The organism is Nonomuraea sp. CA-141351 (assembly GCF_050944675.1).
Classification (GTDB): Bacteria; Actinomycetota; Actinomycetes; order Streptosporangiales; family Streptosporangiaceae; genus Nonomuraea.
In genome coordinates, this window is the sequence record NZ_CP191982.1 from 2,222,846 (window position 1) to 2,244,452 (window position 21,607).

Sequence of the window (21,607 nt, forward strand, 5' to 3'; positions counted from 1 at the left end):
TTCGATGGAACCGTTTCCCCCGCCGGGCCGGTCGCTCAACGGCAACAGCAACAGCAACGGCAACGGGCACGGCGGCGCGCAGGATCTGCTGCCGTGGGCCGAGGAGCAGGCCGGCGAGCAGAGCAACAGCGGATGGCAGGAGGACGCCTGGGAGGAGCCGCAGTGGGACGAGCCCCAAGCGCGGGGCGACGACCTCCCCGCTGAGCGGCTGAGTCCGGCGGCGCTGCGTTCGATGGTGTTCCGCCGTGCCCCGCTGGGCAAGCGCGGCCTGGACGAGCACCAGGTCAACCACCTCCTCGATCGGGTCGAGGCTGAGCTGGTACGGCTGACGCAGGAGAAGAAGGCGCTGGAGGCCGAGGTCAAGCTGCTGCGCGACAACGCGGCGCGGCAGCCGGAGCCCGCCGAACCGCCCAAGGAGCAGCCGCAGGCCAAGGTCAGGGAGACCGGGCTGGCCCGCGTCGACCCGGCCGAGCAGGCCGCGTCGCGCACGGTGGCCAGCCGCGTCCAGGAGGCGCACGTGTACGCCGCCAGCCTGCTCTCGCAGGCCCAGCAGACCGCCGACCAGTACATCCAGGACGCCCAGCGCTACAGCCGCGAGCTGATCGAGGACGCCCTGCTCAGGCGGGGCACGATGCTGGCCAAGGCGGCCGACGAGCAGGGCACCGTCAATGACGAGACGATCGGACGGGAGATCGCGCGGTTGCGCGCGGCCAACCAGGCGTATCGCGGCAAGCTGCGCGACCACTTCGAGCTGATGCTGATGAACCTCGACGAGTGGGAGACAGCGGAAGGAATCGGCGGCGGCCCGGCGTGACCTCGTACCGACGCCTCGTCGTGGTCCTCGGGGCCACGGGGCTGATCGGCTCGCAGGTCGCAGCCATGCTCGCGAACAGGGACATCAGGCTGCGCCTGGTCGCCTCGCATGAGCCGCCGCCCCCCGCGGGCGGGGCGGAGACGGAGACCGTCGCGGCGGACCTCACCGCGCCGGGCCAGGTCGAGTCGGCGGCAGCGGATGCCGACGCGGTCTTCCACCTCGTCGCACGCCACGATGGCGCACGGGCCTGGCGCGTCGCCGAGAACGACGACGCGGGCGAGCGGATCAACGTCGGCATCCTGGGCGACGTGCTCGCCGCGACCCGGCGCGCGAGACCTGTCGTGGTGTTCGCCGGCTCGACGTCGCAGTCGGGCGTGGCGGGCCGCATCGACGGCACCGAACGGGACCGCCCGGCGAGCCTCTACGACCGGCAGAAGCTCGCCGCCGAGACCGCGCTCATGCGCGCGACCTCGGACGGGCTCGTGCGCGGCGTCTCCGTGCGGCTGCCCACCGTGTACGGCTGCCGCCCCGACGGCGCCGAACGCGGCGTGGTGTCCGCCATGATCCGCCGGGCCCTGGCCGGCGAGCCGCTGCAGATGTGGGGTGACGGGCGCATGAAACGCGACCTGCTGCACGCGCGCGACGCGGCACGCGCCCTGGTCTCCGCGCTCGACCACGCCGACGCGCTGGCGGGACGGCACTGGGTGGTGGGCACGGGACGCCCGGTGCCGGTCGCCACCCTGTTCGGGCTGGTCGCGGCGGCGGTCGGTGAGCGCACGGGCCGGCCGCCCGTGCCGCTGGAGTCGGTGCCGCCGCCCGCGCATGCCGCGTCCGGCGACTTGCTGGACGTCGAGATCGACGCGTCGCGCTTCATGGCCGTGACCGGCTGGAGCCCGCGTGTCGAGCTGGGCGAGGGGCTCAGCGAAACCGTGGCTAACGCGCTGCCGCCATCTCGCGCACCACGCTGTACAAGCACGCGATGAGCGTCCTGGCCTGCACGTTGAGGTAGTGACTGTGCCGCAGCAGCTCGGTGAGCTGCGGCAGGGAAACCCAGCGGAAGTCCGGATGCGCGTGGTCGGCGTCGGTCTCGGCGATGAGGTAGCGGTTGCGCGCGTGATAGAAGCGCCCGCCCTCCTCCGACAACATGGTGTCGAAGAGCACCCGGCCGGACGGCGTGCCGAGCACCTCCTCCAGGTACGGCGGCGGCGTGTCGTGGTTGGCGGGAGCGCATTGCACGGTCGGCCCCAGCTCGGCGACATCGGCATATCCAGGCTCGACCCGCGCCCTGACCAGCACATGTGGCACGCCGTCGAACCAGTTGAGCAGGAACGCCACGACGCCGGGCGCGGTCGGCTCGATCATGGGCTGTGTCCAGGCGCCCACCTCACGGTCGCTGGCGGTCACGCTCACCCCCATCACGGCGAAATACCTGCCCGTCTCGTGGGAGATCGCGCCGCGTGCCGTCCGCCAGTCGCTTACCCGGTCGAGCGGTATCCGTTCGACGTGGATCTCGACCGTCGAGCGCCGCTGGGTGATCCAGCTCAGGATCTCGCCCATGTCGTGCCGGGAACGGCCGGGCACGGCGTACTCGTCCCCCCATACGGACGGCGGCAGGCAGGACAGCACGGTCCTGGTGTCCATGTTCACCACGTCGGGCACCGACAGCAGGTCGAGCACGTCGGGCAGGGCCAGCCAGCGGAAGCCCGCCGACGGCGCGACGTCGTCGGTGATCTCGACGACCATGTTCCTGTTGCGTTTGCGGTAGAACCAGCTGCCCTGCTCCGACTGGCGCACGTCGCTCAGCACCCGGCCGTCCGGGGAGCGAAACCTGTCCAGGTACGGCACCGGCCGCCCGCCGTGCACGCGTGTGTAGTTGCTCCTGGTGGCCTGCACGGTCGGAGAGAGCTGGGCCCCGTTGACGTTGCCGGGCTCGTGCTTGGCCTGGAGCAGCAGGTGGGGGACGCCGTCGAGACGTCTCATGAGGATGCCGAGCACGCCCACTTCCGGCTGGTTGATGATGGGCTGCGCCCACCGTGACACGGGCCCCTCGGGGTAGTGGACGTCCAGCCCCTCGACGCTGAAGAATTTCCCGCTCGCGTGCACCAGGTTGCCGGTGCCGCGGTCACGGCGCCAGCCGGTGAGTTCCTCCAGTGGAATTCTTTCGGCTTTCATCGCGCCGTGCGAGGAAAGCCAGCGAAGGACATTCATATTCAGCCCTACCCTATACCGAAAAATGCCTAATATAGTGGCGTCGTGGAAATAGATGTGAAGTGCCGGATCTGTTCGGGGCGGCTGGAAGAGGTCGCCGACTTCGGGCGGCAGCCTTTGTCCGATGCGTTTAGAGCGCCCGGGGAACAACGGGAGGAGTTCTTTTTCCAGCTCGCCGTCGGCGTATGCGGCTCGTGCTCCATGGTGCAACTCCTGGAGGAAGTGCCGCGCGAACGCATGTTCCACGACGGCTATCCCTATCTGTCCTCGGGTTCGTCGGTGATGCGCGAGCACTTCGCGGGCTTCGCGCAGCGGGTCATGAGCGAATGGAGCGATCCGTTCGTGGTCGAGCTGGGCTGCAACGACGGCGTCATGCTCGGCAACCTCGCCCGCGCGGGCGTCAGGCACCTGGGCGTGGAGCCGTCGGGAGGCGTCGCCGACCGCGCCGCGGCCCAGGGGGTACGGGTCTGCAAGGAGTTCTTCGAGTCCGGCGTCGCCGAGCGGATCCGCGCCACCGACGGACCCGCCGATGTGATCTACGCGGCCAACACGCTGTGCCACATCCCCTATGTCGGCTCGATCCTGCGCGGCGTGGCCACGCTGCTCGGCCCCGATGGCGTCTTCGTGTTCGAGGACCCCTATCTGGGCGACATCATCCGCCTGACCTCCTTCGACCAGATCTACGATGAGCACTTCTTCCTCTTTTCCGCCGGTTCGGTGCAGCGGATGGCCGCGCCGTACGGGCTGGAGCTGGTCGATGTCGAGCGGCTGGCCGTCCACGGGGGAGAGGTGCGATACACGCTGGCCAGGAAAGGGGCCAGAAAGCAGAGCGCCGCGGTGCGCGACCTGCTCGCCGATGAGACCGCCCAGGGCATCGCGGACGCGGCGGCGTTACGTGCCTTCGCCGGCCGTACGGCGGACACCCGTGACCGCCTGGTCGCGCTGCTCACCGAGGTGCGCGAGCGCGGCGCGAGCGTCGCCGGGTACGGCGCCACCGCCAAGAGCGCCACCGTGCTCAACTACTGCGGGATCGGACCCGAGCTGATCCCGTTCATCGTCGACACCACCCCGGCCAAACAGGGCAGGCTCACCCCTGGCTCACACATTCCGATCAGGGGACCCGAGGCCTTCCGCGATCCCTATCCCGACTACGCGCTGCTCTTCGCCTGGAACCACGCCGCGGAGATCATGACCAAGGAACGCGAGTTCCGCGAGGCGGGCGGCCAGTGGATCCTGTACGTGCCGGAGGTCCACGTTGTTTAGCCGGGAGCTCGAGGTGCGTGGCGCCTACGCCTTCCAGCCGGTGGCCTACCCCGACGAGCGCGGCGAGTTCGTCACCACGTACCAGCGCGCCGACTTCGTGGCCGCGCTCGGGCACCCGCTCTTCCCCGTCGCGCAGGCAAGCCAGAGCACCTCCAGACGGGGCGTGGTGCGCGGCGTCCACTACACGCCGGCGCCGCCGGGAACCGCCAAATATGTGCGATGTGTTCGCGGCAGAGCGCTCGATCTGGTGGTTGACCTGCGGCTCGGTTCGCCCACCTTTCGCCGGGTCGACCAGGTGGAGCTCAGCGGGAGCGACCACTGCGCCCTCTACCTGCCGCCCGGCGTCGGGCACGCCTTCGTGGCACTGGAGGACGACACGGTCATCTCCTACCTGCTGTCGGAGGAGTACGAGCCGCGCAACGAGCTGGCCCTGTCGGTGCTGGACCCCGAGCTCGGCCTGCCGCTGCCACGGGGCCTCGAGCCCATACTGTCCGAGCGCGACCGTGCCGCGCCCACGCTCGCGCAGGCCGCGGAGCGTGGCCTGCTGCCCGATCACGCCGCGTGCGAGGCGGTACGGCACACCTGGTCATAGCACCTTCCGCAACACTGAGATCACGCGTTCCTGCGATTCCTGCGACAGCGAGGGATACATCGGCAGCGAGAAGATCTCCCCGGCCAGGCGCTCGGTCACAGGCAGGCTGCCCGGCCGGTAGCCCAGATGGGCGAAGCCCGTCATCGTGTGCACAGGCCATGGGTAGCTGATGTTGAGGTTGACGCCCTCGTCCTTGAGTGCCTTGATGATCTGGTCGCGGCGCGGGTGCCGTACGACGTAGACGTAGTACACGTGGTCGTTGCCCGGGTCGGTGGCGGGCAGCACCAGGTCGGTGTCGCCCAGGGCGTCGGCGTAGCGCGCGGCCACGGCCCTGCGTCCGGCGATGTAGTCACCGAGCCTGCGCAGCTTGCGGCGGAGTATCTCCGCCTGGAGCTCGTCCAGCCGGCAGTTGTGGCCGGGCGTCTCGACGACGTAGTAACGCTCCTCCATGCCGTAGTAACGCAGCCGGCGCAGAGCACGGTCCACGGCGTCGTCGTCGGTGACGACCGCGCCCCCGTCACCGTAGGCGCCCAGGACCTTGGTCGGATAGAAGGAGAAGGCGGCGGCGTCGCCCATGGATCCGGCGATCAAGCCGTGCCGGCGCGCCCCGTGCGCCTGCGCGCAATCCTCCAGGATCACCAGGCCGTGCCGGTCGGCCAGGCGCCGCAGCGGCGCCATGTCCACGCACTGCCCGTACAGGTGCACGGGCAGCAGGCAGCGGGTCCTGGGCGTGATGGCGGCCTCCACCTGATCCACGTCCATGAGGTAGGTGCCGGGGTGCACGTCGGCGAAGACCGGGACGGCGCCGACCGCGTCGATGGCCACGACGGTCGGCGCCGCGGTGTTGGACACCGTGATGACCTCGTCACCCTTGCCCACGCCGAGCGCCTGCAGGGCGAGTTTGATCGCGTTGGTGCCGTTGTCGACGCCCGCGCAGTGGCGCACGCCGTGGTACGCGGCGAACTCGGACTCGAAGCCCTGCACGCTCGGGCCGAGGATGAGTCTGCCTGACGAGAAGACCTGCTCGACCGCGTCGAGGATGTCCTCGCGCTCGGCGTGGTATTCGGCCAGATAATCCCATACGTGCATGAGCGTCTCCTCCCGAGGTGTCGTCACGTACCGAGATCGCGTCGCTCGTACACGAAGATCGCCAGACCGGTGGCGATCGCGACGTACAGCGTGAACATCCCCAGCCCGGGCAGGGGGCCGAGCGGCAGGTTCGCGACCGCCGCCCCGACCGTCTTGAACGGCATGAACGCCAGGACCTCGGGCGGGACCAGGTAGGCGAAGATCGCCTCGATCCCGAGTCCCCACACCAGCAGCAGGGAGATCGCGCCGGCGGTGTTGCGGAGCAACAGCCCGACAGCCGTGCCGAGGATGGTGGCCAGCGGCACCGCGACCAGGGTCGTGAGCATGACGAGCGCCCCGTCACCGCTCAACGGTGAGTATCCGCTGCCACCCGTCAGCAGCCCGCCCACGTAGGCCAGGACCGTCGACACCACGGCGACCGCGAACGCGATCAGCGCGGCCGCGGTGAACTTGGCCACCAGCACCTGCCGGCGCCATGGCGCCATGATCGAGGTGATGCGGAAGGTACCGCTGCGCAGATCGCCTGTGGCGATGAGCACGCCGAGCACCACCATCGCGTAGAGGACCACTTCCATGGGAAAGGTGACGGCCTGGATCGACGTGCCGAGCGCGGGTATGTTGCCCTTCGCGTCGACTCCCGTGCCGATCAGGGCGGCGATGACGCCGGCGAGGACGATCGCCGCGACCACCGTGATCAGGTAGCTCTTGAGCGTGCGGAACTTTATGAACTCCGCGGACCAGAGACTGGCGAATGACATGGCCTAGCCCACCTCTCCTCTGATGCCGGTCTTGTCGGCGGTCGCCTGGGCGAAAGCCCTCTGCAGGTTGCGCTCTTCCCGCAACTCGAATATCGCGATGCGGCTGTCCCTGGCGATCTGTCCGACCATGACGGCGGTGACCCCGGTGACCTGCAACCGCTGCGTGCCGACGACGCCGAGCACCCGGCCGCCGGCCTTGGAGACGGCGGCGCTCAGCGCCTCCGGGTTGTCACACTCGACGCTGACCGTGTGGCTCTGGAAGCGCTGGATGAACGACTCGGCGGAGCCCGCGCCGACAATCTTGCTCTGCGCGATCACCACCAGGTCGTCGACCAGGTCCTCCATCTCCGCCAGCAGGTGGCTGGAGAGGAAAACCGTCCTGCCCTGATCCCTGAACTGCCGCAGGAGCGACTTCAGCCAGGCGATGCCGTCGGGATCGAGCCCGTTCATCGGCTCGTCCAGCACGACGATCTCGGGATTGCCCACGAGGGCGATGGACAGGGCCAGGCGCTGGCGCATGCCGAGCGAGAACCGGCCGACCCGCTGGCCCGCCACCTCGCTCAGCCCCACCCGGTTGAGGAGCCCCTCGGCCTGTCCCTGGTCGGCTCCGGCCAGCTTGGCCGCCCACCGTACGCTGTCGACGGCGGTGCGGCTCGGGTGAGCGCACTGCGTGTCGAGCACCGCGCCGATCTTCCGCGCCGGGACCGGCCACTCGTGGATGGGCTTGCCGTCGATGAGCGCCGCCCCGCTGGTGGGCTTGTCGAGCCCCAGGAACAGCCGCATCGTGGTCGACTTGCCCGCACCGTTGGGGCCCAGGAAGCCGGTGATCGCGCCCGCTCGGGCGGCGAATGTGGCGTTGCTCAGCGCGAGTACCGGCCCGTACCGCTTGGTCAGGCCGTCCGCCTGCAACATCGGTTTCATTGTCTGTCCCTTCTTTACCGGTTCTGCGGGCGCAGGAACGGGAGTCCCGCGCGGTCGTCGTTGAGCGCGCAGTGGAGCGCGAAGAGCACGCCGGCGGCGCCGGTGGCCAGGTCGGCCGACAGCCGCAGCGACTGCTCGCCGATGAACGCGATGTGCCCGTCACGTGCCACGGCGTGCCAGGCCAGGTCGTTCAGGTGGCGCGCGCGTACGGTTCCGGTCAGGTTCGCCAGCGTCAGCAGGACCCCCGCCCGGCCGGTGAACAGCCCAGCGCCTGTCACGACGTGGTTGTCCACCGCGCGGCGCAGTTCGTCGCGTAGCTCGATCAGCTCGGGATCGGGGTAGTGCCCGATCAGCAGGTCCGCCACCAGGGCCAGGCCCGCGCCACCCGAGCCGAGCACCGGCGCACGCCACGGCGCCTCCATCGGCGGGGGCGGCCCGCCCACGCCCGCCACCTTCAGGTCGCGTCGCAACGCCGTCTCCGCATGCTGGAGCAGCCGGGGATCGGGACGGGTCTCGTGCAGGCGCAGCAGGAACAGGGCGATGCCCGCTCCGCCGTGCATCAGGCCGGGCAGGACCGGACCCCGCAGGGGTAGTGGATGCTCGATCAGCCACTCGGCCAGGGCCTGCGCCTTCTCGAGAAGCTCGCTGTCGCCGGTCTTGGCGGCGAAGTGCAGCAGCGTCAGCCCTATTCCGGGTAGCCCCGAGTACAGCCCGCCGACAGGCGCCTGCTCCGGCTCCATGCCACGCAGCCGATCGAGGGCTTGGCGGGCCTCGCCGGGAAGTCCCAGCTCGTCCAGCGCGTAGGCGATGCCGCACCAGCCGTCGTAGAAACCAGGCGGTGCTTCTTTGAGGGAACCTGCGCGGTCAGCGAACCACCGCCGGTGCTCCTCAGGGATGTCGGCTCCGGCCTGCCGCAGCGCCCACAGGACGCCCGCCGCGCCGTGGGCGAAGTTGACCCCGCCGAAGAGCCCGGCGAACTGGCCGATGTCGCCGGGGTAGAGGCGGCCCACCCGCTCGGGAGTGGCCTCGGCCAGGATGCCGCCGACGATGCGCGCGCTGAGCTCCGCCCACGCGCCAGGACCGGGCTCCGGCCAGCTCAGCGGCGGTGGCGCGGCGGTCAGGCCGGCGAGCGGGGCCCAGTGGGCGTCCGGCCCGAGGTCGCCGCGGACCCGCTCGACGAAGTCGCCGGGCACCGGGAAATGGTCGGTGATGGCCTGGAGCAGGCGGTCGCCCTTGTCGGCTCCCCAGGGCAGCAACGCGGTCATCGGCAGGAAGACCGAGATCTTCAGGCAGGCCAGGCAGTAGCGGTCGACCGCCGTGCCCCGGTAGGGGGGCGGGGCGACGAAACCCGGCGCGGCCATCGGTTGCGAGGCGTCGTCGCTCGCCTCCGTCGTAGCCTCCAGGTCGATGAAGGCGATCGTGTCGTCGTCGCGGACCAGGATGTTCGCCGGATGCAGGTCACCGAAGACCACGCCCCGCTCGTGCATGGCCTCGACGGCCTCCTCGACCGTTGCGATGATCTTCATCGCCCACTCGGTGTAGGTGGCGAAGTCCCCGGCACCTCGCTTCTCCCGCATCAGCGGGTTGCGGCGGTTGATCTCCTTGGCGAGCGGCCGGCCCTCCACGTATTCGCGGACCAGGAAGTAGTGCTCGTGCCCCATGCGGTAGTCGATGACCTTCGGGATCCAGGGCAGCCCTTCCAGCTTCCGCATCGCCCAGTGCTCCTGCTCCAGGCGTGCGACCGCGTCGCGGCCCTGCGAGTCGATCCCCGCCAGCGGCCTGGCCTCCTTCATCACGACGGCCTCACCTGTCCTGGTGTCGGTGGCGTAGTAGACGCCGCCGCCGTTGGAGAAGTGGAAGGCCTTGGTCGCGCGGAAGGGGAAGTCGCGCAGTGTGCCCGCGTTCCTGGCCGTCACCGCTTCGTTCAGGCAGGCGGGCAGGGGCGCCCATTCCGGCGGGCGGAACGACGGTCCTCTGACGTCCGGCACGAGCCGCCCGTCCGGGTCCTCGACGCAATACACGGTCTCGCCGTTCTCGCCCTTGACGGTGCGCTCGACGAACGCGCCGTAGCGCACATAGAGCGGCCCAGAGCGCCAGCGCAGGTCGCTGAGGATGTACGGTCCGCGCTCGCCCTCCAGCAGGTCGCCGAGTTCGCGAAGGATCTGTTCGAGCTGCTGGTCGTCGGCGGGATAGATGGTGATGAACTTGCCCGTGTTACCGCGCTCGCCGTATTTGCCATTTCTCGCGGCGAGCACGCTCGGGGATTTCAGGAATTTGAAACTGAACTCCCGCGGTATGCAATAGTCCCACACCGTCTCGAGGATCTTCTCCGCGTTTTCCGGCGTGGCCGACGCGTGTATTTTCCAGCCCTGCTTCAGCGGGTTCTCGGCGGGGGCACGGTAAACGGCCCATTCCGAGTTCTCTGCGCGCTGCCAGCCCTGTGGCGCCGGCTGGCGGGTGAGTGCGAACCCCTGGTCGGGGCTCCGCTCGACGACGTCGTAGAAAGGCACCCCCGGAGGGGAGTGCTCCATGTATCGCAAGAACTCCATGACTGTTACTTCCGTTCGTCACCAGGCAGCAGAGACATAGGTGAGGTAGAGCCAGACGCCGAGCGGCCGGTGGCCTGCCTCGATCCGGGCCGCGCCCTGGCTCTCAGACGGCGCGACCGTCACCTCCAGTGGGTAGCTGTCGACGGTGCCGGGCAGTTCGAGGTCGGTGCGGACCGGCAACATGACGGAGACGGGTACGGAGGTCTGGCGCGCCTGCGTGCCGGCGATCCTGGCCGTGCCGATGCGCTCCTTGAACACCACTCCGTTGCTCAGCAGCTGGACTGTCGCACCTGACCTGAGCACGTCGGGGCCGGCGTCGGCGTTGAGCACCAACTCGGCCCGGCCCGACTGGTAGCGGTAGCCGCCGGTCACCGAATACGGCACCTGCACCAGCGTCAGCAGCGCGGCGGCTGCGCCGGCGACGGCCACTGTCACGAGGGCGGCCCGCCACGCCGGCGCGCCCACCTGCCTCGCCTCACGCATGCGCAGCAGGAGGCCGTGGCAGAGACGGCCGAGGAGCACGGCGACGATGACGAGCAGCGCGACGGTCCCGACGACTCCGAAGCTCCGCAGCAGGTCGCCCCAGAGAGAGAGTGCCATCCAGCCGACGAGGTAGATCGGAAAGAGCTGACAGGCCAGCCCGTACGGCACCGCCCATCGCACCTGCGGCAGCTCCCGCTCGTATCGCCCACCGAACAGCAGCTTGGCGGTGTACCGCCGGGCGTCGATCATCGCTCGCTTGCGCAGGTCGGAGATGTCCAGGTGGCTCATCAGCGCCAGGTAGCCGTCGAGCTTGATGAAGGGCAGCAGGTTGAGCAGTCCGCTGGTGTAGTTGAGCGCGGAGAAGAGCACCAGGCCGGTCCGGAGGTCGGAGTCCGGCGTGAACAGGGCGGCCAGCGACGCCGACCCGGCGGTCACGAATTGAGTGGCGGCGCCCGCCAGCGCCACCCTGACGCGCTGTCGCCCCTCAGCCAGCCGCCAGCCGTCCGAGACGTCGCAGAAGAACGCGGGCAGCAGGTACAGCAGCATGAACCCCATGCGGTTCGGTCGCCCGCCGTAATAGGTGAGCACCGCACCGTGGGCGAGCTCGTGGAGCATGATGACGGCGTAGGTCGCGCCCGCCACGCTCGCGTACACCGGCAGCGGGAGCGGGCGGCTCAGCGTGTCGGCCAGTGTCCCGCTCATGAGTGCCAGCCCGGCAAGACCGCCGAGCGCCAGCATCGCCGCGACCACTCCCCAGCCGCGCCTGGCCAGTGCGGCGAACAGCGGCGCACAGGCGGCGAGCAGGCGCGCGGGGCGCAGCAGCGTGATCTGGACCGTCAGGGGCGGCACGAACTTCAGCCACCTGACGCCGGGCTTCCTGTGCAGCCCGTCGTGGAGGAGCTCGGCCTGCTTGAGCCGGCCAAGCGCGTAGGCCAGCGACTCGCCGGTCCACTGCGGGCCCAGATAGGCGCGGAGCTCCTCGTGGTCGCGAGCGCCGTCGAGGGCGCCGGCCAGCTTGGCCAGGTCGGCTCCCACCCTCAGGTAGGCGCCGGGCCGTTCGACGATCCACGGGGTGCCGGCCGCTGACGGAGGGTGCACTCGCACGTCCTCGGCGAGTCTGGGTCTGGCGGGAACGGCCAGGTCCGGCTCTTTCCGCCGCATGGTGGTCATGTCCTGCTCAACCATTGCGCTGGCGGAGGGCTGTGGCGACCAAGAGGCCGAAGACGACCATGGACGCGACGACATCGATGATCATCAGGGCGATGCGCAGTGGCTCCGGCATATCGATGTTGACGATCACGAGGAGCGCCGCGGCACACGCCAGGCCCGCGGCGATCTGCCACGCCAAAGCGGAGTTCATCATGCCTCACCTTCGTGAGAGATATGGGCGGTGCGGTGGCGGCGTGTCCGTCGCCACCGCACCGCCAGTCACCGTTCCTCGAGCTCCTGCATCAAGCTCGAGTGCGACACCGTCAGGTGATGGTCAGGACGGTGGCGACGCTGTAGGAGATCACTGTCCCGACCGCGGTCACCACAGTGATTCCGGTTCCGACGCCGAAGAAGGTCCCCCAGAAGGGCGCCTCCATCGACTCGAGCTCCTGCATGCCCAGCTCGAGGGGCAGGTCCGTCATCGAATCCATGGCCTTCCTCCTTTCTGGCTGTGTTGTGGCTGACGTGGTGTCAGGTGTTTCACGTCGAGATGACGACCGAGCCGACAGCAGCGGCCACGGTGGCGCCGAAGACGGCGCTTCCGAACAGCGCAGTGCCAACCGAGATGGTGACGCCGATCTTGAAGCCGGACCAGAAGCCCGGAGCATCCATCGGCTCCAGCTCTTGCATCCCCAGCTCAAGGGGGAGCAGGTCCAGTTCGGGGGAGAGCGTCGCGCTCATGAGCACACCTCCTTTCTCATGTGGTGATCACCCGCGCCCCTGTGACGCGGGAGTCGTGAGGCGCGGCAGGAAGGACCGCGCACGTCAGGAAGTCGTTGATGTCGTCCCTGGTGAGGGCGCCGAGCATGGGCAGCCCCGTGCCCCAGGCACGGACGGTGCGGCCGGCGATCGCGTCGAGCGTGGCAGTGTCGGCGCGGAGCGATCTGTTCACGCCCCACGCGTCGATGACGGTGATGATGCCCTGCCACGGGTGGGCGGGGAGCTCGGCGGGGGCCGCCGCGCGTAGCCGTGTCCAGAGCCTGGCCAGCCGCCGGGCCGAGCCCAGGCGGTCATCGCCCCCGGCGATGCGCCGCCACAGCTCCGGCATCACGACGGCGATGGCGGACATCTTCCTCGTCCCGAGCCCGGTGGACAGCTCGTTGGCGATCATCCAGCCTTTGTTGGCGTAGGCGGGCCTGCCGACGTGCAGGATCTCGTTGTGGGTGAGACCGCTGAGCTTGGCGATCTCCAGCAGGAGCGCGTCGCCCAGCCGGCCGCCCGCCGCGAGGGCGCGGGCCGCCGCGTAACCTTCCCGGACCACGAGCGCGGCCAGTGTTTCGACCAGCGCGTCTTCCGTGGGCCGGTCCTCGTGGTCACCGAGGTATCCGCTGGTGATTCTGAAGAGCACCTCCAGCACGCCTTCGGAGACCAGCTCCGCCGGCAGCGTCGCGGTGGCCACCGGGTCGAGCACGGCCAGGTCCGGTCGCAGGCAGTCGCCGGTGATCAGCCGCTTGCCCTCCGGGTAGGCCAGGCACGCGACCATGCTGACCTCTGTCCCGGTGCCCAGCGTCGTCGGCACGGCGAACAGCGGCAAGGCGCGCTCGGCGGAAGGCGGCAGCATCAGCATGCCGCTGCGCTGGCGTACCGTGAGGCGGCGGTGCGCGTCCCGGTCACCGCACAGCAGCGACGCCAGCTTGGCCTGGTCGAGCAGCGAGCCGCCGCCGACGGCCAGGACCAGTCCCGTGCCGGTCAGTTGGGCGGCCAGCCTGTGCACGCTGTCCACGTCGCCGGGCCCGTCCAGCTCGATGAGCGTCTCGTGGCGCCGTGCCTTCCCGATCTCACGGCGGATGCGGTCCATGATCGGGTTCTGGGCGACGACGGCGTCCACGAGCAGGGTCACCCCGTGATCCGTGGCCGTGGCCAGCCAGGAGGCCAGGCCCGCGGTGCCGTACAGGACATGTGTCATGCGCCCACCGCCTGGGCGGCGTGCGCCGACAGCCCCTTGCGCACGCACTCCATGAGCTCGCGCAGGTTGGCTTCCGTGTAGGTCAGCGCGGGAAAGAGCTGGACGCCGTTGAGCCCGGGATGCACGATCGCGCCGGCCCTGCGGATCGCCGTGACCACCGCGGGCACTTCGGCCGGTGGGAGAGAGATGCCTTCGGGAGTGCGCAGGCGGATCGCACGGAAGCATCCTTTGCCCGTCGTCTCCGTCACCAGCGGGTGATCGGACTCCAGCGCGGCCAGCTCGGTGTCGAGGAGTGCGGACAGCCGCCTGCTCATGCCCTCGGCGTCGAGCCGTCTCATCTCCTCGATCGTGGCCAGGATCGCAGCGCACATCACGGGGGTGCCCGCCTGGGTCTCGCCATGCGCCAGCACGGAACCCGCAGTGGTGAAGGCCGAGGCAACCTGGTGTGAGACCACCACGGCGGCGGCGGCGCACGTGCCGTTCGTCAGGCCCTTGGAGGTGATCAGCAGGTCGGGCGGCTCCGGCCACTCCTCGGTGGCGAAGAAAGGCCCGGTACGGCAGAAACCGGTGGCGACCTCATCCGCGACCAGCAGGAAACCGTGCTCGCGCCGCAGCCGGAGCAGTGCGGCGACGTAGTCCTCGGTCAACGGGATCGCGCCGCTACCCAGCACCGGCTCCACCACAATCGCCGCGACCTGGCCGCCCAGTCTGGACAGCAGTCGTTCCAGCTCCTCTGGCTCGTTCGGCGGCACGTGCCGCGTCAGCCGCTGGTCGACCCCATACATCCGCTGCCCGAGGTCCTCGCCGGTGAGGGCGAAGCCGCCGAAGGTGAGACCGTGATAGCTGCCCTGCAGCCCGATGACGATTTTGCGTTGGGGGGCGCCGGACAGCGCGTGATACTGCCTGGTCACCTTCGTCATGGCATCGTTGGCCGCGCCGCCGGAGGTGGAGAAGATCACCCGGCCGTAGTGCTCGGAGCCGCACAGCTTCACCAGGGCCGCCGCCGCTTCACGGGCATAGACGTTCTCGTAGCGGAAGACGTTCAGGTAAGACGCCTCGCGCAGCGCGTTCGCCGACGCCTCGGCGATGGCGGCGTTGCCGTACCCGAGGTGGCTGTTCCACAGGCCGCTGGTGCCGCACAAGAGTTCTCGGCCGTCGGCGAAGCGGACTCTGACCCCCTTCGCGGAGACGGTGCAGAGCTCGTCGGAGCCGTGGGAGTCCGGCGGCAGCAATGCGGGCCAGAGCGGCGAGGTCGTGGCCGTCATGTGGCCACCTCGGCTTCGAGGAGAACCTCCTGATGCCTGCCCTTCTGGTCGCCGAGCGGGGTGCGGGAGCGCAGCGCGAAGCCGTGCGCAGCCAGCTCCGTCTCCAGCTGATCGGCCGGGAGCACGGCGACCGTGGTCGTGAAGACGGTCAGCGGCTCCTCCGTCTCCTCGGGAAGGATGGCGACCACGCGACGCCCTTCGCCGGGAGCCCGACGCTCAAAGAAGCGATAGGTCCGGCCGCTTCCACCGGTGAAGACGAACTCGGCCTCCTCCTGCTCGGGCGGGGCGTGCAGATCGAGAGTGGACAGCAGGAAGCGGCCCTGCGGAAGCAGATGAGTGCGGACCGCGCAGTAGAGCGCGTCGCGGCCCTTTTCGTCGAGCAGTGAGATCGACGAGGTGCCCAGGACGACCACGCCGAATCGTTGCCCGAGCGAGAAATCGCGCATGTCGGCATGGACCACGGAGCAACGCTCGGCGAACCTTCTGTGCGCCTGCGCCAGCCGCTCCTTCAGCAAGACCAGCAGGCCCTCCGACAGGTCCAGCGCGGTCACCTCCCTGCCGAGCGCCAGCATGGGCAGGGTCAGCCGGCCCGACCCGGCGGCGAGGTCGAGCACGGGACCAGGCAGGCCGCGTACCAGCCCGACAAGCTCACGCACCTCCTGGGTGTCGGTGAGGGACAGGTCGTGATAGACGCCGGAGCCCGCCTGGCTGTACAGGTCGCACACCATCGCGCGGTCTCTGAGCTCGGCCAGCAGGGCGCGAACGCGGCGGGGCAGCGGGGGAGCGTCCGACGATGTCACGAGGCCACCCTCCCCGAGGTCAAGCGCACGCCTGCCTTCTCGAAGAACGCCGTGACGCGTGCCAGGCCCGCGGGATCGTCGTGCTCGGCGGCCGCCTCCGCTGATCCGTGCACCAGCAGCGCCTCGACGAGCTGGCCTGCCCGGTGCTCCACCTTGAAGGTCCGCGCCGCCCCCGGCGAGTACACGTATGCGGACGACTCGCTCCACAGCAGCTGCGGCAGGTCCGGCGCCGCCATGTCGGCCGGGTCGTCGACCTCCTCGAGGCCGCGCACCAGCCGGCCGCCGAACCCGGAGACGCGGATGTCGCTCTCGCCGCGGGCCAGCAGGTCCTGGGTGGCCGCGATCGCGCTGTGGTAGCGGCCCAACCAGGGGCGAGACGCGAGCTCGGCTGCCCGCTGCTCCTCCGGTACCGCCGCCGCCAGGCAGACCGCGCACGGCTGGTCGCTCTCGGCGTTGAGCCGGGCCCACTCCTTGCGGAGAGAGGGAAGGTCGTCGCCCGCGTGGCCGATCGGGCGCCCAGTGGGTGAGGTGGATATCGTGCCGTCGGCGCTGACGAACAGGCGGTGCTGCGGGCCGTCACGGTCGGTGCCCGCGCCCAGCGCCGGCAGGTCCGCAAGCCGTACCGCGGGATGCATCAGGAACTCGCGGAACGCCCCTTCGGCCTTCGCCCGGTCGGCGTCGTCGAGGAACAGCTCGAAGTCGGCCTGGTTGAAGATCCTGATGGCGGTGGGGCCGAGCACCGACATGAACTCACTGGTGGCGTAGTCCTGCGTCTGCAGGAAGAACGACTCGCTGATCGATATCTCGCTCCCGGCCTCGAGCAGCGAACCGGCGTACCCCACGATCACCGGGCCTGACGCGTCGCTGGGGCCGCCGGGCAGGAAGACCACGGTTGTGGGCCCCACGATCCCGGATCTCCGGAGCGAGTGCAGGTAACCGGGGTCTTCCAGCACGACGGTAGAGACGTGGTGAGGCTCGCCGGGGGCCGGGGCCTGGCCGGTGGCCCAGTGCATGAGGTTTCGCTTTGTCGAGGTCACGGTTTCCCCTTCAGCGCAGTTTCTGACCGGTCAGCGCCCCCAGCAGGGACTTGAGCTCGTTCGTCGTCTCTTCGGGCCCCTGCAGGTTGTAGACACCCGTCAGGTTGAGGATGATCTCGTCGGCACCCGCGTGCTCGAACTCCTTCAGCCTCGTCAGGACCTGTTCGAGGTCGCCGCTCACGAACGCGCCACCCTCGACGAGAGCCGCCGCGTCGGCGGCGGTGTTCCTCCCCGTCACCCCCACGCCGGCCTTCCGCAGCATGTCGATGTAGTGCGGCGCCTGCAGGTGCATCGAGTTGCTGGCCAGGGCCTGCTCCGCCGGGGTGCGGTCGGGACGGCGCAGCGCCACGGGCACCATCGCGGCCACCCGGGGCATGTCCCGTCCCGCCGCCTTCGCACCTTCACGTAGTGCGGGCACGATCGAGTCACCCAGCCACGCCGGCGGGGTCAGCCACGTCACCGCGACGTCGGCGACCTCGCCGGCGAGTCTGGCCATGCCGCGCCTGAGCACCCCGAGCCCGATCTCAATCTTGGGTGTCACGGCGGGCGGCAGCATGCCCCTGTACGAAAAGTATTCGCCGTGGAAGTCGACCATGCCGCCGAGCAGGCCACGCACCACGGTTACGTACTCTCTGACCGCGGTGAGCTGGCTCGGGTACGGCTTGCCGAGCAAGGCTTCTTGGAAACCCTTCGGACCGGGGCCGAAACCGGCCACGACGGGGTGACCCGTGTGCATGGCCACCGACCGCGCCTGCAGAGCGGCCTCGTACGGGTGCCGCAGCGGCATGAGGGTGACACCGAAGCCCACGGGGAAGCGGAATCCGGCGCCGGCCGCGTAGGCGAAACTCTGGTGCGGCTCGACGAGCGTCGCCTGCCCCTGCCACAGAGCATGAGCAGGGGTCATGCCCACCAGCGCGGCAAAAGGAAGGATTTGCTCCGGCCGTCGTGGAACAACCGGGATGAGTACCGAGTATTTCGTCATTAGTCAGTCCATCGTGCGATGTTCCGGCGTTTGTCGAGGTGTTTGCTTACTTCGCACTTATACGCTGGGCTGAGTTCCCCGCCGCTTCCTCGCCGGCATTCACGCAGGTCCGCGGATATGGATGACAGATGTCATACGGTGCCGATGATTTCGGCGTCTGGTCGGTGCCCTCGCGTCGGCACACACTGGCGGGAGAGCCGCTCCAGGGGGAGTGGTCGTGCCATCTACCACGTACTTCTGACTTGGCGCGTGGCTTCCTGCATCGTCCCGCGCCGGTCGTGCTCTGCGGAGCTCTGAGAGGGAGCCATGCCATTCGAGTCCGCACTACTGGCCTGGGTGCTCGCCGCCGCTCTATTCCTCTACCTCGCCGTCATCGCCCCCTTCCTCGGCCGGCGCGCCTATCCACGCCTTATGGGCGGCGAGGTTTCCCGCCCGCGTTACTACACCGCCCTGTCGGCGGAAATGTGGGTGTGGGCAGCGGTGGCGATCCTCATCGTGGCCCTGTCGCCGGCGATCGGTGCGGCCGACATCGGCATCAAGGAGCCGGCCGACCCCGGGGTGGCGTACGGCGCGCTGCTGGGACTTCCTCTGGGGATGCTGCCGGTCGTGCTGCTGTTGCGCTGGCTAGGGAATCAGGGCGTCATGCTGCCCTGGCACAGCGGCGTCTCCGGGCTGATGGCGCGCACCCCCCGAGAGCGCGGGCCGGCCGTCATGCTCGCCGTCTCCGCCGGAGTCTGCGAGGAGGTGGTCTTCCGCGGGCTGCTCATCGGGCTCGGGCGTGAGCTGGGTCTGTATCTGCCGGTCGCAGCCGCGGTCTCGGTCGCGGTGTTCGCGATCGGTCACATTTACCAGGGACCGGTGGGCACGCTGATGGCAGTCGTGAGCGGTGCCGGACTCACCTTGATGTACCTGCGTACCGGCAGTCTCGTAACGCCCATCGGCGTCCATATCATGATCGACATCATCGCGCTCGTCCTGATACCTCATCCCGGTCGCGTGAAGATGCCCGCGCCGGCCAAGGCTTGACGGGCCTCAGTGGAGAGGAGCCTTCGTGCCTCGTGTCTCGGTGATCTGTCCTGCCTACAACCGCGGCGCCGCCATCGCCGGCACCATCGCGTCGGTGCAGGCGCAGACGCTGCGTGACTGGGAACTGATCGTCGTCTCGGACGGCAGCGACGACGACACCGACGAGGTGGTGCGTAGGCTGGCCGAGCGGGACGAACGGATCCGCCTGCTGCGCACCCGCCATCACGGTCATCCCTCGGAGCCGCGCAACATCGGCCTGGCCGAGTCCAAGGGTGAGATCATCGCCTACATCGACCACGACGACCGCTGGCTGCCGCGCCATCTCAAGCTCCTGACCGGGGCGCTGGCCGGCGGCGCCCAGCTCGCGGCGACGGCCGCGACCAAGGTGAACGCGTCAGGTGCGGTGCTGGACGTCACGCCGCCGCTCCTCCTGTGCTGGCACCCCGAGATCCAGGTGACGCACGCGGTGTTCGAGCCGACGCAGGCAGCTCATGTCGCCGGGCTGGCCGAAGAGGTCGGCGGTTGGCGGGTGTCCATGACCGGCCTGGAGGACTGGGACCTGTGGCTCCGGATGGCGGACGCGGGCGCGCGCTGCCAGACGGTCGCGGAGCCCACGGTGCTGGAACTCGTCGACCCGGGCACGCGTCAGTCGATGGTGGTCACGGAGCACGGCTGGGAGATCGCCCGCTTCGAGAGCATGCTGGCCGCGAGGGCCGCCTACCGGGCGCTGAAGGATCTGCGCCGCGTCGAGGCGGCCCGTGAGGCGATGCTGAAGGACGTACGGGCCTGGTACGGCTCGATGGCGGCCAGGGGAGAGCTGGCCGTGCCGATCGGCTGGCACACCGACTGGGCGGAGATCGACAAGGCGCTGGTCGACACCGTTTCCCGTACGCAGATCACCAGCAAGGAGCTGTGGCCCGACATCGCGATCGTGCAGAGGGACGGGTACGTCGCTCTGGTGCACCTCGTGTCGAGCATGACCGCGGAGCACGCGGAGCGCATCGGTGACCTGACGCGGAAGGTCATGCGTCACCAGATGGCGCTCTACGCCGACGTGCTCGAAAGCCGGCGCGCCACCGCGCAGTGATCGCCGGCCTGGAGGCCGGCTCCTAGATCGCTGATGTGAAATTTTGGTGATCGGCCGCGGGCGTGACGAAGGGCGTCCATTGTCGGTGTGTGAAGACTGACTTAGACGCCCTCCTGACCGCACTCTATGTGCATCTGGACGATCACGTGATGCCTTCGCGGGGACGGCCTCGCGGACGGGGCCGGCCGCCGGTGCTGACCCCGGCCGAGGCGGTGGTCGTGGCAGTGGCGCAGGTGCTGCTGCGGTGTGATGACGAACGCCGCTGGATGCGGATGGCGGCCAGCCGGATCGGGCACCTGTTCCCCAGGCTGCCGTCCCAGTCGCAGTACAACCGGCAACTGCGTGATCTGGGGCCGGCCATGTCGGCGGCGGCGTTGTGGCTGGCCCGCCAGGTCCCGACCTGGCACGAGCCTTTGCGGCTGATGGACGGCACCCCGATCCGCTGCGGCGCCTCGCGAGTGACGGTCAACAGATCACACCTGGGTGAGATCGCCGGATACGGCATGGACAAGTCCCACCACGCCTTCTACTGGGGCGCCAAGCTGATGCTGATCACTACCGCTGATGGCGCGGTGACCGGCTTCAGCCTGGCCCACCCCAAAGAGCTCGATGAACGCAAGCAGGCCCTGCACCTGCTGCACGTCCACCAGATAGCCGACGGGCCATGCCCGATCGTGTGCGACAAGGGATTCGCCGGAGCCGGCATCGAGAAGGCCGCCGCCGATCTGGGTCATCTCCTGATCCGGCCGACCCGCGAAGACGAGCCTGCACGCGCCCTGCCCTTTCCCGGCTGGCTGCGCCAGCGCATCGAGGCGATCATCTGGACACTGAAGAACCAGCTCGGCCTCGAACGCCACAACGCCCGCCACCCCGACGGCCTCTGGGCCCGTATCAGCCAGCGCATCCTCGCCCTCAACGCCGCAATCTGGCACAACTGGAACACCGACGCACCCGTGAAACGGTCCCTGACCGCCTACGACCACTAACCCAAATTCACATCAGCGATCTAGCCTTCGAGGACGCGGCGGAGGAACTCCTCGACGGCGGCCACGGCCGTGTCGTGGTCGCCGCCCCTGGCCACCAGCAGCGCGCTCTCATTGACGGCCGCCAGCAGCATGTGCGCGTGCAGGTCGAGGAACTCCGCGGGCACCGCCCCCGTGGCCTCCAGCGCGGCCTTGAGCATCCCGAACGAGTAGCGCTCCTCCATGGCACGCCACCGCTCCCACCCCATCACCGACGGCGCGTCGATGAGGACGAGGCGCTTGATGACCGGATCGCCGGCGAGCGAGATCCAGGCCAGGACGCCGGCCCGGAGGGCGGCCGCCGGGTCGGCGATGCCGCGGACCGCCTCGACGATCTTGCGGCCGATGGCCGACTCCGTGGCCTCCAGCACCGCCTCGAACAGGGCGTCCTTGCCCGCGTAATGGTGGTACAGGGCACCCCTGCTCAGCCCCGACTCCTGCAGCACCGCCTCGATCGAGGTGTCGTCGTAGCCCCGCTCGGCGAACAGCCGCGTGGCGATCGCCAGGACCCTGTCGCGGGTGGCCGCTCCGCGCTCCGCCTTGAGGTTCATGTGACCACTCTAGACAAACCGACTGTCCGTCGGTAATTTCATAGA

22 protein-coding genes are annotated in these 21,607 nt (G+C 69.4%); 7 read left to right on the forward strand and 15 right to left on the reverse strand.

Annotated elements, in window-relative coordinates:
• Positions 1-4: 4 nt before the first annotated feature.
• Positions 5-814 carry a DivIVA domain-containing protein gene (locus ACQPWU_RS11000; RefSeq protein WP_433438810.1) on the forward strand — a complete coding sequence of 270 codons (810 nt, stop codon included), beginning with the start codon at positions 5-7 and terminating at the stop codon, positions 812-814.
• On the forward strand, positions 811-1,797 hold the full coding sequence (locus tag ACQPWU_RS11005; protein WP_433438812.1) for an NAD-dependent epimerase/dehydratase family protein: 987 nt from the start codon (positions 811-813) through the stop codon (positions 1,795-1,797). The genes ACQPWU_RS11000 and ACQPWU_RS11005 overlap by 4 nt, the downstream gene beginning before the upstream one ends.
• Here ACQPWU_RS11005 and ACQPWU_RS11010 read toward each other — a convergent pair.
• Positions 1,748-2,986: an NDP-hexose 2,3-dehydratase family protein gene (locus ACQPWU_RS11010; protein WP_433438814.1), complete on the reverse strand. Its 1,239-nt coding sequence runs from the start codon at positions 2,984-2,986 to the stop codon at positions 1,748-1,750. The two genes, ACQPWU_RS11005 and ACQPWU_RS11010, sit on opposite strands and share 50 nt — an antisense overlap.
• A gap of 93 nt (positions 2,987-3,079) precedes the next feature.
• On the opposite strand from ACQPWU_RS11010, the gene ACQPWU_RS11015 reads away from it, so the two are divergent.
• Positions 3,080-4,285 (forward strand): methyltransferase domain-containing protein, encoded by a 1,206-nt coding sequence (locus ACQPWU_RS11015; protein ID WP_433445184.1) that lies wholly within the window; start codon positions 3,080-3,082, stop codon positions 4,283-4,285.
• Between the two features lie 13 nt (positions 4,286-4,298).
• Positions 4,299-4,877: a dTDP-4-dehydrorhamnose 3,5-epimerase family protein gene (locus tag ACQPWU_RS11020; RefSeq protein WP_433438816.1), complete on the forward strand. Its 579-nt coding sequence runs from the start codon at positions 4,299-4,301 to the stop codon at positions 4,875-4,877.
• Here the strand turns inward: ACQPWU_RS11020 and ACQPWU_RS11025 are convergent.
• The 13 genes from ACQPWU_RS11025 to ACQPWU_RS11085 all read right to left on the reverse strand — a co-directional run bounded on the left by ACQPWU_RS11025 (position 4,872) and on the right by ACQPWU_RS11085 (position 17,798).
• Complete coding sequence (locus ACQPWU_RS11025; protein WP_433438818.1) at positions 4,872-5,966, reverse strand: DegT/DnrJ/EryC1/StrS family aminotransferase; 1,095 nt, start codon at positions 5,964-5,966, stop codon at positions 4,872-4,874. The genes ACQPWU_RS11020 and ACQPWU_RS11025 overlap by 6 nt on opposite strands.
• A 23-nt stretch (positions 5,967-5,989) precedes the next feature.
• Entirely contained in the window at positions 5,990-6,724 is a 735-nt protein-coding gene (locus ACQPWU_RS11030; protein WP_433438820.1) for a hypothetical protein, read from the reverse strand.
• Positions 6,725-6,727: 3 nt separating this feature from the next.
• A complete protein-coding gene (locus ACQPWU_RS11035) occupies positions 6,728-7,645 on the reverse strand; it encodes an ABC transporter ATP-binding protein (protein WP_433438822.1) in 918 nt (305 codons plus the stop codon).
• A gap of 14 nt (positions 7,646-7,659) precedes the next feature.
• Positions 7,660-10,194: a class III lanthionine synthetase LanKC gene (lanKC, locus tag ACQPWU_RS11040; RefSeq protein WP_433438824.1), complete on the reverse strand. Its 2,535-nt coding sequence runs from the start codon at positions 10,192-10,194 to the stop codon at positions 7,660-7,662.
• Positions 10,195-10,212: 18 nt separating this feature from the next.
• Positions 10,213-11,847, reverse strand: coding sequence for a daptide biosynthesis intramembrane metalloprotease (gene mpaP / locus ACQPWU_RS11045; RefSeq protein WP_433438826.1), 1,635 nt, complete (start codon positions 11,845-11,847; stop codon positions 10,213-10,215).
• A gap of 7 nt (positions 11,848-11,854) precedes the next feature.
• Entirely contained in the window at positions 11,855-12,040 is a 186-nt protein-coding gene (locus ACQPWU_RS11050; protein WP_433438828.1) for a hypothetical protein, read from the reverse strand.
• A gap of 109 nt (positions 12,041-12,149) precedes the next feature.
• Complete coding sequence (locus ACQPWU_RS11055) at positions 12,150-12,317, reverse strand: daptide-type RiPP (protein ID WP_433438830.1); 168 nt, start codon at positions 12,315-12,317, stop codon at positions 12,150-12,152.
• A gap of 49 nt (positions 12,318-12,366) precedes the next feature.
• Positions 12,367-12,567, reverse strand: coding sequence for a daptide-type RiPP (locus ACQPWU_RS11060; RefSeq protein WP_433438832.1), 201 nt, complete (start codon positions 12,565-12,567; stop codon positions 12,367-12,369).
• A 16-nt stretch (positions 12,568-12,583) separates the two neighbouring features.
• Positions 12,584-13,792, reverse strand: a complete 1,209-nt coding sequence (gene mpaC / locus ACQPWU_RS11065) for a daptide-type RiPP biosynthesis dehydogenase (protein ID WP_433438834.1) — start codon at positions 13,790-13,792, stop codon at positions 12,584-12,586.
• A complete protein-coding gene (gene mpaD / locus ACQPWU_RS11070; RefSeq protein ID WP_433438836.1) occupies positions 13,789-15,057 on the reverse strand; it encodes a daptide-type RiPP biosynthesis aminotransferase in 1,269 nt (422 codons plus the stop codon). Before mpaD ends, mpaC begins: the two co-directional genes overlap by 4 nt.
• Entirely contained in the window at positions 15,054-15,857 is an 804-nt protein-coding gene (gene mpaM / locus ACQPWU_RS11075; protein WP_433438838.1) for a daptide-type RiPP biosynthesis methyltransferase, read from the reverse strand. Before mpaM ends, mpaD begins: the two co-directional genes overlap by 4 nt.
• A complete protein-coding gene (gene mpaB, locus ACQPWU_RS11080; protein WP_433438840.1) occupies positions 15,854-16,894 on the reverse strand; it encodes a daptide biosynthesis RiPP recognition protein in 1,041 nt (346 codons plus the stop codon). The genes mpaM and mpaB overlap by 4 nt, the downstream gene beginning before the upstream one ends.
• 10 nt (positions 16,895-16,904) lie before the next feature.
• Entirely contained in the window at positions 16,905-17,798 is an 894-nt protein-coding gene (locus ACQPWU_RS11085) for an LLM class flavin-dependent oxidoreductase (RefSeq protein WP_433438842.1), read from the reverse strand.
• A gap of 384 nt (positions 17,799-18,182) precedes the next feature.
• On the opposite strand from ACQPWU_RS11085, the gene ACQPWU_RS11090 reads away from it, so the two are divergent.
• The 3 genes from ACQPWU_RS11090 to ACQPWU_RS11100 all read left to right on the forward strand — a co-directional run bounded on the left by ACQPWU_RS11090 (position 18,183) and on the right by ACQPWU_RS11100 (position 20,975).
• A complete protein-coding gene (locus ACQPWU_RS11090; protein WP_433438844.1) occupies positions 18,183-18,902 on the forward strand; it encodes a CPBP family intramembrane glutamic endopeptidase in 720 nt (239 codons plus the stop codon).
• A gap of 25 nt (positions 18,903-18,927) precedes the next feature.
• On the forward strand, positions 18,928-19,989 hold the full coding sequence (locus tag ACQPWU_RS11095) for a glycosyltransferase family 2 protein (RefSeq protein ID WP_433438846.1): 1,062 nt from the start codon (positions 18,928-18,930) through the stop codon (positions 19,987-19,989).
• 89 nt (positions 19,990-20,078) lie between these two features.
• Complete coding sequence (locus ACQPWU_RS11100; protein WP_433429273.1) at positions 20,079-20,975, forward strand: transposase; 897 nt, start codon at positions 20,079-20,081, stop codon at positions 20,973-20,975.
• A gap of 20 nt (positions 20,976-20,995) precedes the next feature.
• Here the strand turns inward: ACQPWU_RS11100 and ACQPWU_RS11105 are convergent, their stop codons facing one another.
• Positions 20,996-21,562: a TetR/AcrR family transcriptional regulator gene (locus tag ACQPWU_RS11105; protein WP_433438848.1), complete on the reverse strand. Its 567-nt coding sequence runs from the start codon at positions 21,560-21,562 to the stop codon at positions 20,996-20,998.
• Between the last annotated feature and the right edge of the window lie 45 nt (positions 21,563-21,607).